10 protein-coding genes are annotated in these 11819 nt (G+C 64.6%); 1 reads left to right on the forward strand and 9 read right to left on the reverse strand.

Features of this window, described 5'->3' with window-relative positions; translation table 11 throughout:
* Positions 1-88 precede the first annotated feature (88 nt).
* From THIMADRAFT_RS10455 to THIMADRAFT_RS24715, 9 genes are all read right to left on the reverse strand, one after another.
* Positions 89-340 (reverse strand): hypothetical protein, encoded by a 252-nt coding sequence (locus THIMADRAFT_RS10455; RefSeq protein WP_007193000.1) that lies wholly within the window; start codon positions 338-340, stop codon positions 89-91.
* Between the two features lie 309 nt (positions 341-649).
* Positions 650-1063 carry a hypothetical protein gene (locus tag THIMADRAFT_RS10460; protein ID WP_007193001.1) on the reverse strand — a complete coding sequence of 138 codons (414 nt, stop codon included), beginning with the start codon at positions 1061-1063 and terminating at the stop codon, positions 650-652.
* A 125-nt stretch (positions 1064-1188) separates the two neighbouring features.
* Positions 1189-2802: a DUF1254 domain-containing protein gene (locus THIMADRAFT_RS10465; protein WP_007193002.1), complete on the reverse strand. Its 1614-nt coding sequence runs from the start codon at positions 2800-2802 to the stop codon at positions 1189-1191.
* A 41-nt stretch (positions 2803-2843) separates the two neighbouring features.
* Positions 2844-3866: a DUF1254 domain-containing protein gene (locus tag THIMADRAFT_RS10470; RefSeq protein WP_007193003.1), complete on the reverse strand. Its 1023-nt coding sequence runs from the start codon at positions 3864-3866 to the stop codon at positions 2844-2846.
* A gap of 63 nt (positions 3867-3929) precedes the next feature.
* Positions 3930-5429: a DUF1254 domain-containing protein gene (locus THIMADRAFT_RS10475; RefSeq protein WP_007193004.1), complete on the reverse strand. Its 1500-nt coding sequence runs from the start codon at positions 5427-5429 to the stop codon at positions 3930-3932.
* 225 nt (positions 5430-5654) lie between these two features.
* The gene (locus THIMADRAFT_RS10480) at positions 5655-6290 is read right to left on the reverse strand and encodes a response regulator transcription factor (RefSeq protein WP_007193005.1); all 636 of its coding nucleotides are present in this window, start codon (positions 6288-6290) and stop codon (positions 5655-5657) included.
* A complete protein-coding gene (locus tag THIMADRAFT_RS10485; protein ID WP_233490231.1) occupies positions 6287-8242 on the reverse strand; it encodes a sensor histidine kinase in 1956 nt (651 codons plus the stop codon). Before THIMADRAFT_RS10485 ends, THIMADRAFT_RS10480 begins: the two co-directional genes overlap by 4 nt.
* A 166-nt stretch (positions 8243-8408) precedes the next feature.
* Complete coding sequence (clcA, locus tag THIMADRAFT_RS24710; protein WP_007193007.1) at positions 8409-10460, reverse strand: H(+)/Cl(-) exchange transporter ClcA; 2052 nt, start codon at positions 10458-10460, stop codon at positions 8409-8411.
* Between the two features lie 18 nt (positions 10461-10478).
* Positions 10479-11303, reverse strand: a complete 825-nt coding sequence (locus THIMADRAFT_RS24715) for a DedA family protein (RefSeq protein WP_233490232.1) — start codon at positions 11301-11303, stop codon at positions 10479-10481.
* Between the two features lie 62 nt (positions 11304-11365).
* Between THIMADRAFT_RS24715 and THIMADRAFT_RS27895 the strand changes: the two genes are divergently transcribed.
* Positions 11366-11677 carry a hypothetical protein gene (locus tag THIMADRAFT_RS27895; protein WP_233490233.1) on the forward strand — a complete coding sequence of 104 codons (312 nt, stop codon included), beginning with the start codon at positions 11366-11368 and terminating at the stop codon, positions 11675-11677.
* Positions 11678-11819 lie beyond the last annotated feature (142 nt).

Below are 11819 nucleotides of genomic sequence, written 5' to 3' on the forward strand. Positions count from 1 at the left end.
TGGGCATGGAGTAATAGGTTGATCCGCATGTGTCTGGACTCCGCCCCACCGAATGATCCGGCGGGCGGAGTCGCGGCGTCGTCTGCGCCTACTTCTTTTCGTCCATCGCTTTCAGGTCTTTTTCGGCCTTTTCATGGGCCGCATCGAGCTTCTTCTCTTCCTTTGCGCTCATCGTCTTGAGATCGGCTTCCGCCTTCGCGTGCGCGGGGTCAAGCGTCAGGTCCGATTCTGCCTTCTCGTGCGCCTTTTCGAGATCTTTCGCACTCTCGGCAGCGACAGCGGTCGACAGGATCAAGGCCAAGGCAGAAGCGGCAACGGTGATCGTCTCTTTCATTTTCATCTCAGATAGCTCCGATTGGTTTCTCATTGGGTTGACGGTAAAGCTTGCGGGGCCGCTTCAGAACGGCCCGTCGTGACGCCGTCCATGTGGACGACGGATCGGGCGTCGCGCCCTCGGGGATGGTCGCGGTGACATGGGGATTCGGTTGGCCCGCGGTGCTGCTGACCCCGGATGCAGACCCGGGGGTCGCTTGGCACCTGGACCCAAACCTCGGGGACGTCCATGCGGACCGTGCTGGGGCGGGTCCGCTTGCGCGATCGCCAGGCTGCACCCGGCACGGAGCGTCGGTCGCCACTGCCGGCCCTCCGCTCATTTGGGAAACATGAGCTGCATCTGGAGGCGAATCTGCCACTCCGCGCCGTCAATGGGTTTGACGACGTTGTAGTAGCCGCCAAGCTGGGCATTCACGGGTAGCTTGCCCAGGCGGAAGATCCGACCGAGGCCCCCGCCCACCGGTAGGGTCCACTGCTCGCCTTCCGCCTCCCAATTCACGGTGATGATGGGGGCAGTGTTGATGTAGGTTCCACCGGGGAGGTTGTAGTTGAGAAAGGGCTGGATGAGTCCGTTGTTGTAGGCGGGATCGGCATTGCTGTTGTCGAGCGACCAGATGTTATTGACCAGCATCCCGTACACCCAAGGACTGCCGTGCTCCAAGTGCAGGACCACCGCCGTGGGCCCTAAACCCCAGTTCTCGTTGCCAAGCTCGCTTCTCGTGTTGCCCACCCGCGCACGATCTCGCCCGATCGTGCCGACACGACCGGACGAGCAATCAATCGGGGCTGGATCTGAACCGTTCGCATGGGGCCGACAAGCCAACCCTTTCAGCGAACATGATGACCACCGGGGACCTAGTTCGCCGGTTCGATCTCGCTCGGCCGCCAGGATTTGTCGAAGAACGACGGAAGCGGGCTGTACAGCCGAAGGATCGTGAACCAGCCCTTTTCCGGATCGGTCTGGATCCAGTTGCCGCGATCCACGCCGTCGGGTTGTTCAGGACTGAACCAGATCGTGGTGGAGCCGTCCTCGGCCGCCTTCGCCGCCGGCGAGGGGTAGCTCTGGGAGCCGGCGCGCGGGTACTTCTGGAGCGTCTGCAGCATCGACCGTGTCTGATTGTCGTAGAGCGTGAAGGACCAGAACGCCTTGGCCGGGATATCCTTCGGCAGCGTCACCTTGTAGGTCTTCGCGCCGTCGAACACCTCGCCGTCGGCATCCAGGAATCCCATCAGATACTGCGATCCCACGCCGGGGATGTTCATGATCATGCCGGGGCTGTCGAGGGTGTAGCCGTAGTAGAAGGCCGTGCGCGAATCGAGCGTGCGTGCGCCGGTCGGCGGCAGCGGCTTGAACATGCCGTCCTCGAAGGCGGGCGGCGGGGTCTCGAAGAAGGCCCCGCCTTCCCAGAGCATGTTGCCCCACATCGACCCCTCGTAATAGGCCCAGTCCGGATGGGCGCCGTAGGGGCGCCAGTTCAGCACCCGCCCGGCCGCCTGGCCGACCGCGGCGGCGTCGGCGAGGATCTTCTTCATCCGCTCGTCAGGCGCGAATTCCTTGCCCTTGACGATGCCGATGGCGGCGAGTTGCCCGGAGAGCTCCACGTCATAGCTGGTGGCGGGCTCCGCCTGGACGTTCTCGTTGATCCACTCATAGAACCCGAAATCGCTGGGCGGGATGGTGTTGAACGACAGGTTGCTCGCCTCGACGAACGTGGTCTCGGGGATCTTCGGATCTGCCCCGAGGCGGACCGCGCCGGTCAGCGCTTCGGCGATGCTCGTTCCGTAACCGCCCGGCGTAAAAGGGTAGATCTTCATGCTCGCCTTGACGTTCTCGACCGCCGGCTTGGGATCGTTATCGACCAGATAGGCACGCGAGGCGTAAAGAACCCGGTTCGTCTTGGAATGGGCAACGAAGTATCCACCCTCGGGCAGCGGCCCGTCGTAGTCGGGACCGACGATCAGATACTTGCCGCCACGGCCGCGATCCGGTCCCGGGCCGCCGACGTCGATGATCCACGAGAACCACATGTCGTTGATGGTGCCGACGCCGTCAGACGGCTGCTCGATGACCATCGGCCCTTTCGAGAGGTCGATCACGGAGAGGTAATAGACAGTGTCGGCGTTTCCGGTCAGGAACAGCGATGTCGAATCCAGCAGCTCAGACGTGATGACGACGTCGTTGTAGTCCGCGCCGATGCTTTGAAAGCCCTTATGGAACCCCAGCGCGGACGCCCCGCGGAAGCTGTTGTTGTAGACGTTGAGCGCGCGGGTGAAGTCGAGCGCATCGAAGACCTTCTGCGCGGTATCGGCGCTTGGAGCGCCGTCCTTGAACTCCAAGGCTCCGATCGAGGTCTCGACGCTGTCGGGTGCGCCAAGCGATTCAATCGTCTCTTTCGACACCTCGGCCTGTGTTGTCGCGGCCAGCGACATGGCCACCACAAATCCGCAGGTCATGGGAATTCGGGGCATGGAGTGTTTCCTGTCGTCGTGTCGGGTCATATCGGTTGCTTTCATTGGCCACGCGCCACGGGCGGCCCCGGGAACGTCCAGGTGCCGTCGACGATGGATTGTTCCGGTTCATACATGCGAACCGCGTAGTTCCAGCCGTCCATGATGGGCAGGCAGTTCTCCACCCCATCCCCGCACCCGCCGAAGCGGATGGTATATGACCCGTCGCTGTTCGGTTTCGCGGTCAGGTTGTTCAGGCTATAGGCATTGCGCGCGTTCTTTTGAAAATAGCCCTTGGCGTTGTACAGACTGATTGACCAGAAGCCCTTGACCGGTACGTCCTTGACGGTCAATTCATAGTCTCCCACCGGCAGATCCGGCTGAACATTCACGTAGACGGCGTCCTGATCAGGCAATCCGCCCCAGGCCGAGGCCGTGCCGATCATGAAATGCACCGGATCGACCTCGTCTTTCGAGCCGAAGGTATGAATGTAGCGTTTCAGGCCCTTCGCGAGATCGAGAATGGGTTCGAGTGTCGCCTCGTAGCTCGCCTGGTCATAATCGGGCATCGAGAAGGCCGTGTCGGACCCGGCGGCGATTTCGATCTTGTCTTGCAACGCATGCGCCGCGGCGAGGTCTGCCTCATCCTCGGGGTCTGCAAGGGTGCGGATGACCAGTGCGACGACGGGGGTGTCGAATGTGTCCAGGGTCAGCTCATGCGCACCGCCGCCGTAGAAAACCTCGTTCACGTAGCCGTCGTTATTGATGACCATCAACGACATGTAGCGCTTGCCGGAGTCGGGCAGTGTGACGGTCGCGCCATTGGAGAGATCAACAACCGCGAGACTGTAGAGCGTATCGCGGTTCATCCGAATAACGTTCTGCTTGTCGATCGGCGTCGGTGTGCGATTGTGATGCAGCTTGTTGACGCCGCCCGCCAGCTTGATGATGCCCGCAAACTCCATATCGGTCTGCGCCCGATCGAAGTTGTCGACATTGACAGTGATGGCATCGGCAGCCGCCGTGAACGGCACCGACGCGACAGCCATCACGACAGTCAGTGAAAGATACGAGAGATGTTTCATGGCGCTTGGGTCGTCATGTGTATGGTCAATGGTTCGATGCGATCGCTGCTTATTTTCAGCGACCTATTGCACGCGCTCGATCTCGCCAGGCCGCCAGGTCTTGTTGATCCAGGGCTCGAGCGGGCCATACATCCGCAGGATCGTGAACCAGCTCTTGCCGGGCACGGTTTGGAGCCAGTTGCCTTCCCTGCCCTCGGGGGCTTCGGGCGCGAAATAGACGTCATAGGAACCGTCGGCGTTCCGGGTCATGCCCTTGGTCTGGCTGCCGATGGTCGGGAAGCTCTGGCCGGTCCGTAGCTGCGAGCGGGTCTGGGTGTCGTAGATCGTGACGGCCCAGAAGTCGTTGACCGGCACATCCTTGGGCAGGTGCAGCTTGTAGGTCTTGGAGCCGTCGAATGCCTGCTGATCGGCATCGAGCAAGGCGAGCGCGTAGTCGGACCCCCGCCCGGGGCTGCTGGTGGCCATGGCCGGGGTCACCCCGCCCGCATTGAAGTAATAGAGCACCCGCGCGTCGAGGTTCATGGCCCCGTCGGACTCGAAGCTGGTGTTCTTGTTGGCGAAGGCCGTGGACCAGACGCTGCTCGGATCGTCCGGATAGATCCGCACGCCGTCGATACGGGGATGGTAGGTGATGGTGCGGGCGGTGGCGTCCGCCAGCGTAGCGGCTTCGGTCAACAGCTTCTTGGTCCGCTCGTCCGGGGCGAAGGGCTGTCCCTTGACGATGCCGATGGCGGCGATTTCCCCGCGCACCTCGGGGCTGATCGCCTCGATCGGTTCGTCCTGGATGACCCGGTCGAGGTATTCGAAATAGGTGAAATCGCTGGGGAAGACCGTGTTGAAGGCCTTGTTCGACATGTTGACGAACTCGGTCGCAACCGGGTCGGCCGCGTCTTTCAGGGGATAGACGCGCAGCTTCGAGGTGATGTTCTCGACGGCCGGCTCCAGCCCCTTGGCGATCGAGCCGCGCAGGAACAAGAAGTTTCGGTTCGTCGGCGGCTTCAACGGAAAGTAGCCGTCGGGGATCTCGCCCGCGTAGCCGGGCGGCAGCACAAGGTATTTTCCGCCCTTGCCCTCGTCCGGTCCGGTGACGCCCATGTTGCCGACAAAGCGCTGCCAGGCATCGTTCAGGAAACCGAGCATGCCCGGCGGGATCTCGATCACGGTCGGCCCGTCTTTGGCAAGATCGGTGTAGGTGTAGGCATACAGGGTCGAGGTGTTTGCGGTGACGACAAGCGTTTGCGAATCCAGCAGCTGCTCGAAGATGGCGATCCTGTTCGCGCCCTCGGCTCCTGCGTCGGCCAGCCCCTTGCGCACGCTGTACATCGACACGGCGCCGACATTGTCGAGAAACACCTGCATGCCGCGCATACGGTCGAGGTTGTCGTAGACGGTGCCGATCGTGGCGTCGGTCGGCACCCCGTCAAAGAACTCGAGCGTGCCGATCCCGGTCTCGACCTTGTCGGGGATGGAGATCGCGTCGAGCTCTGCAGGAGAGACCTCCCCGAACGCCGGTCCCATGGCGAGGGCGAGTGCGCAAGCGCTCAGAGCGGTCAGGCGTGTCATCGTTTCAATTCTCCGCGGATCAATCCGGAAAGATGTTTTCCGAAAGCGTGCTTGAGTGACGAGCGATCGGGGACAAATCGCCGGTTCGGGCAGCATCAACGGTAACAGTGCCGACTCGGCATCAGTATCGGCCCTAAGGGCATCGACTTTGCCCCTTGGGGCAATCTCGTGCCGTACCGAGCAGATCGGGCGTCGCCGTCGCCGACTGGCCCGCGTGCACTCCGGCTAGGCTTCGGGAGAATAGCGGGCGCAGAGGCCCTTCAACCGTTCCGCCAGAGCACCCAGCTCGGCCGCCGAGCCGGCGCCGAGCTTGCGCATCATCTGCGCGCGCTGCAGCTTGACGGTACGTTCCGCGATACCCATGGCTTCGGCGATCTGTTTGTTGAGCTTACCGGCAACCACGCCGTCGAAGACCTCGCGCTCTCGCGGGGTGAGCGCGGCGAAGCGCGAGCGTAGATCGGCCGCCTCCCGACCGGCAGCACGCAGCGCCCGGTCGCGGGCGAGGGCTCGGCCGATCGCGTCCAGCAAGGCGTCGCGCTCGATCGGCTTGGACAGAAAATCCACCGCTCCCGCCTTCATCGCCTGCACGCTCGAGGCCACATCGCCGTAGCCGGTCAGGAACACCACCGGCAGGGTGCAGCCCCGGAGCTGCAGGGCCGCCTGGAGCTCCAACCCGGAAGGCCCCGGTAGGTGCATATCGAGCAGGAGGCATGCGGGCCGGTCGGGCAAGGGTTGCAGCAGGAACTCGCCGGTACAGCCATAGCCGCGGGTCTCGAAACCGGCCGCACCGAGCAGGCGCAGCAGGGCCACACGCTGGGACTCGTCGTCGTCGACCACGTGGATCAGTGCGACATCACTCATGCCGATGCCCCCTCTTTATTGAATCGCGATTCGCCCCGCGCGCCGCCGAGCGCCGGCAACTCGACCTGGAAGCGGGCGCCGCCCGCGGCCGCGTTCTCGGCCCAGATTCGCCCATGGTGCGTATTCACCAGTGTCCGGGCGATCGACAGCCCGAGCCCCATCCCGTCCGGCTTGGTGCTGAAGAACGACTCGAACACCTGCTCGAGGTGCTCCGGCGCAATGCCGGTGCCGTGATCGGTGACGGTGATCCGATAACCTCTCGCACGCGCTTCCAGGGTCATGACCACGAGACGCCGGTCCGCAGCGCCGGCGTCCATGGCGTCGATCGCGTCCATGGCGTTGATGACCAGAATGATCATGACCTGCTGTATCTGGATGCGATCGCCCAGGATGATCGCATGCTGCACCGCTGAATCCAGGGACAACGTCATCCGGCGGCGCCGGGCCTCGACCCGCAGCAAGGCAACGACCTCGCCGGCCACCTCGACCAGATCCAGCGGTGTCGACTCCGTGCGTTGTTTGCCGAGCAATGCCCTCAACCGTCGGATCACCTCGCTCGCGCGCAGATCGTCCCGGCGGATATCGGCAAGAATGGCGCGCAGCTCCCGATGCCGAGCCGGGTCGGGCCACGACTCTGCTTCGGTATCCGTCCCCGCACCCGCACCGAGGATCAGCTCGGCGGCGTCGGTATTGCTGAGGATGGCCCCCAGGGGCTGGTTGATCTCATGCGCGATCGAGCCGGTAAGCTCACCGGCCACCGACACCCGGGAGGCATGGACCAGCGCGAACCGCTGTTTCTGTTCGGCCTGCTCGGCGACGCGTCGCCGCCGGCGCTCGACCAGCAGCCAGACGATCAGGCCGCTCTGCAGCAGCATGACGACGGCGAACAGGATCGCCTCGTCACGGTGCGCCTCGAGAAAGCTCGGTTCCCGAAAATGAATGACGGCGTCCTCCGGGATCTCATCCCGGTCGAGCCGCCAGCGGCGGATTTGATTCCAGTCGAGGTTCAAGGTCGTCGGCAACACCGCGGGCAGCGCGAGCGCCTGCGGGGCCACCCCGTCGAGCAGCGCGTTGACGGATCGGCCGACCTCGCGTCCCATGACGACGTAGCTCGGACTATACCCACCGACGATACCGGTGCCCATGGTCGTATCCGAAGGCGCGAAGACCGGCACGCTGGCGGCCCGCGCCATCGCGGCTCCCGCCGCGACGGGGATGAAGTCATCACCGTTGCCGTCACGGAAGTAGCCGGACGTAAAGACGATGCTGTCCCGATCCAGCGCGCGCAGGCGCTCGAGCAGCTCATCCGTCGGCAGACCGGCGAGAAACTCGGGCGTCACCCGTCCCGCGAAGCGCGTGACTTCCTTGCGCAACCGTGCCTCCCACGCACGATCCCAGGGCGCTGCCCCGGTGACCAACACGAGGCGCTTCGCGCGCGGGCTCAAGCGCAAGGCCAGATCGATGGTGCGCACGGCATCGAACTCGATCGGGATGCCCACCACATCGGCCGGCAGCGGTGCGAGGGACGCGAGCATACTCCGCCTAATCCCGAAGTGGACGATCGGCGCGTGCGGAAACAGCGCCTCGCGATGGGACAGCAGGAAGGTCAAGGCGTCTTCCCCGCCGGCGACGATCACCTGCGGCGGGCGTTGCGCATACTTGTCGCGCAGAAAACGCGTCACCGCCCGAACATAGGCTTCGCCGGAGAAGCGCGCAGAGTCGAGAAACTCGATACTCACATCGGTGCCGGCAGCGATGGTCTCGTCCAACCCTTGCTCGACCTTGATGGTCGCAGGCAGCGCGCGCTGATAGCCGAAGAGCACCAGGATCCGAGGTTCCTCGGTCGCCGTTGCCGGGCCTGCGCTCGCCAACAGCAGCGCGCAACCGAGCAGGCCGAGCAGCCGTCGAGCACACCGCAAAGACCGCAAGAAACAGACGAACCGCGGCATCATCAACCTCTGGACTTGCGTGTCGCGGAGCGCGCCGACTAGGCATCCGGCTACGATCACCCGATCGAGCGTCGGCACGTCGGTTGTTTGCTCGATTTCCGCTCGACCCCTTCGAGGTCGGGCGGAAATCGATCGGGTCGTGCTCACGGAAGTGGTGCCGGCGCGCGGTTCAGCGTGACGCAATCGGCACCAGGCGCTCGTCGGGGGCCAGGGGGCGGATCATCGGATCGAGTCGCCGCAAGCGCGCCGGAAGGTTGGCCAATGCTGACTCGGCCGCGATGCGGTCGGCGTAGGCGCCGAGCAACACTGGATGCCAGCGCGCACCTTGTGCGTCCGTTTGCAGCTTTAATGCCTTGCCGAGCAGCCCCTCCTCCTCGGCGAAACGCGCAAGGCTTTCGATACTCCGGTAACTGATCAATTGAATACTGAAACGGGCGTCTGCCTTGATGGCGGAACCTTGATCGCTCGGCGCCGACGTCGTCCCGACGAGGGCCAAAGTTGCCTGCTCTTCAGACGGATCCGGGTCAGCAGCACGCTCCGGCGCGGACTCGGTGGACGTCGGCGGCCACGGCAGCTCTGCTGAAGCCAGCCGTTCGTCGGTCACCGACTCGCGATCACCTGTTGGGCCGAGGGTCGACTCGGAAACGCCGACCTCCGTCGACGGGGCGGACTCAACGGCAGTTGGCCTTGACCTGACGAAGGCTGGTGCTGCCGGGGCGCTCGACGCAACCAAAGGCTCATCGGCACGCGTCCCGGACACGTCGGCCGGCTGGTCCGCTACGGCCGGAATCGGCGGCTCCACCTGGGCCGGGGGCTCGGCCGGGGTCTCGGCCAGGGTCTTGCCCGGTTCCATCCCCGTCCCTTGAAACGCAACGTCGAGTCGTTCGATGGCGACGAACGCGACCAGGAGCATCGCTGCGGCCAGGATGCGCCGAGCCGGTGCGCGCGGTGGTGCCTGCTGTTGGAGCCCGAGCAGAGAACTGTAGATCGGCCGCCCGCCCAGGCCCTCGGCCGTGAAGGTGGCGGCCAGGCAGGTGATGATGATCGGCAGGGCCAGGGCTTGGGCGCCGGTGAGCTCGATCACCAGGATGATGCCGGTGAGCGGCGCGCGCACGGTGGCCGCGAAGAGCGCGCCCATGGCCGCGACCGCGAACATCTCCGGGGCGAGCGCCAGTGTCGGCGCCGCGAGCGTGATCAGGGCCGCGAAGGCTGCCCCGCAGATGGTGCCGAGCGCGAGCAGCGGCGCAAAGATGCCGCCCGGGAGACCCAGACCGTAGGAGCCGATGGACGTCAGCAGCCGCACCGCGAGCAGCGCGATCAAAAAGAACAACGCCGGTTGGCCGTGCACCAGGCTCTCGACCAAACCTTCCCCGCCGCCGACGGTATTGGGCGCGAACCACAGCAGCGCACCGAGCATCAGACCGGCGACAGCGGCGGCGCTGTAAGCCCCCGGGGTACCGAGCGCGCGGAACGACGCCACCGAGCCAAGCACCAGCCCGTTGAACAGCACGCCAAGTGCGCCGATGAGGATGCCGAGGACCAGAAACAGCGGCAGCGCCTCCAGCGGTGCCATCCCGAGATCCGGCATCGCCATATCCGGACCCTGTCCGAGCATCCAGCCGCTCACGATGACCGCGGCACAACTGGCGAGGATGACGGACTGGATGGTCTCGAAGCGATACTCGAAGTGCTCGCGCAGCTCCTCGGTGACGAAGACGATGGATGCGATCGGCGCGTTGAAGGCGGTTGCCAAGCCGGCCGCCGCACCGGCCGCGATGAGGGCGCGATTAGCGCCGGGTCGCGGCTCGATGCGCTCGCCGGCCATCTGACCAAGCGCCGCACCCATATGGATGGTCGGCCCTTCGCGCCCGAGCACCAAACCGGAGCCGACCGCCAAAGCGCCGGCGACGAACTTCACCGGCAGCACGCGCTTCCAGCGCAATTGGCGTTCGCCGGCGAGGATGGCCTCGACCTCTTGCACGCCGCTGCCCGCGGTCTCCGGGGCGAAGCGTCGCACCAGCCACATCGCCGTGACCAGCACCGAGGCACCGAGCAGCATCAACAGCAGCCAACCGGGTACGGGTGCCGCCTCGAGAAGTGCTTTCAGATCGCCGCGGCTGGCGGCGGCTTGATCCAACAGTGCATGGAAGGCAGCGCCGATCAGCCCGGTGAGGACACCGACGAGGGTTGCTGCGAGGTAAAGCCGCCAAGGAAACGTCATCGCCGGGCGCGGGCCGACCTACGTCGGGTGGTTCCGGCCCCGCCGTCGGATCAGGGCGATCAGCACGGAGAACACCAGGACGACGACGCCGATGATGGTGAGACCGGCGATCCACGGGTTGAGCTGACGCAACGCAGTGACCAACACACCGAAATGGAGGTCGAGATAATAGACTCCGAGCGCCCAGAAACTCGCCCAAAGGATGGCGCCGACAACATTGAGGAGCATGAAACGGCCCCAAGGCATCATGAGGACACCTGAAAAGAGACCGATGAGCTGGCGCGGTCCATCGACGAAGCGACCGAAAACGACGAGCCATCCACCATAGCGATTGAATGCGCGCTCGATGTTCTCGATGCCGTGCTTGGAGATCGGCAACCGATCGAGTACCGCACGCCCGCCCGAACGCCCGAGCAGATACCCGAGGGTCTGACCGAGAGAGGTCGCCAGGATCGTGACGAACAGGAGCAGGTAGACGTTGAGCTTGCTGCCGGGTGCCGCGGAGACCAGGGCGCCGGCTTCCAAGAGTGTCTGGCCGGGAGCCGGAATCCCGATACCCTCGATCCCGACCGCCGCGAATACCGCCCAGTAGCCGTAGCGTTCCAGGTAGGGCTCGACACGTTCGATATCGTGAGTGATCGCCCCTGCAAGCCGGTGCGCTTGCTCATCGAGCTTTCGCTCGCTGCCGTGATGCAGCTCCGTCGGCTGCTGCGCCGATGCGCCGGTCGGTTGCGCAACCGCCGCGCGGCCGATGCCGAAGGCGGCAACCGCGATTGCCAGCAGGAACGCTAGGATGATCCAAGTAAAACGACCACTGAAACGCTGCGAATCTGTTTCGGGCATGGGCATCAGAGGTCATTCCCGGTTTCAAGTTGCACGGCAAGTTGAAGGTCAGCTGCGGCCTCATGGCCGCATCAGTCCGGCAGGATGCGCCGACCAAGGTGCTCACGCCGAAGGTGAAGGCGCACACGAAAGACCCCGGGCAGGATGTCGTCGACCGAGAGGGGCTCGGTGGAGCCGGCCCCGACGAGCTTTGTCTTAAACCGCGCCTCACCGGGATCGAGGATATCTCCGAAGCCAAACGCACAATTAGAACGAGGCATGTCGCGCTGGACGCCAGGCGACGCCCGAGGCGATCCGCGGGTACCCTGAAGCGGCTCGAACGTTACCCCGTGCCGAGCACGTCTGCAAGCCCGGCAGGACTGGAGGGCGCATGAGTATGGAGCTCGCGGTTCCGTGGTCCGGGAGCCGAAGACCGGCCCGCAAGCCACGTTCCCCGCGGTCGCCGATGAATCGCCGGCAGCGTGAAACGCCGGGAAGCAGACGCATGACGGAGAGCTCACCGACCTCATTGACGGG

It is taken from the genome of Thiocapsa marina 5811, assembly GCF_000223985.1.
Classification (GTDB): Bacteria; Pseudomonadota; Gammaproteobacteria; order Chromatiales; family Chromatiaceae; genus Thiocapsa; species Thiocapsa marina.

Coding starts and splice junctions, on each gene's coding strand:
- THIMADRAFT_RS10455 (WP_007193000.1), bottom strand. CDS start 340: ATGAAAATGAAAGAGACGATCACCGTTGCCGCTTCTGCCTTGGCCTTG.
- THIMADRAFT_RS10465 (WP_007193002.1), bottom strand. CDS start 2,802: ATGCCCCGAATTCCCATGACCTGCGGATTTGTGGTGGCCATGTCGCTG.
- THIMADRAFT_RS10470 (WP_007193003.1), bottom strand. CDS start 3,866: ATGAAACATCTCTCGTATCTTTCACTGACTGTCGTGATGGCTGTCGCG.
- THIMADRAFT_RS10475 (WP_007193004.1), bottom strand. CDS start 5,429: ATGACACGCCTGACCGCTCTGAGCGCTTGCGCACTCGCCCTCGCCATG.
- THIMADRAFT_RS10480 (WP_007193005.1), bottom strand. CDS start 6,290: ATGAGTGATGTCGCACTGATCCACGTGGTCGACGACGACGAGTCCCAG.
- THIMADRAFT_RS10485 (WP_233490231.1), bottom strand. CDS start 8,242: ATGATGCCGCGGTTCGTCTGTTTCTTGCGGTCTTTGCGGTGTGCTCGA.
- clcA (WP_007193007.1), bottom strand. CDS start 10,460: ATGACGTTTCCTTGGCGGCTTTACCTCGCAGCAACCCTCGTCGGTGTC.
- THIMADRAFT_RS24715 (WP_233490232.1), bottom strand. CDS start 11,303: ATGCCCGAAACAGATTCGCAGCGTTTCAGTGGTCGTTTTACTTGGATC.
- THIMADRAFT_RS27895 (WP_233490233.1), top strand. CDS start 11,366: ATGGCCGCATCAGTCCGGCAGGATGCGCCGACCAAGGTGCTCACGCCG.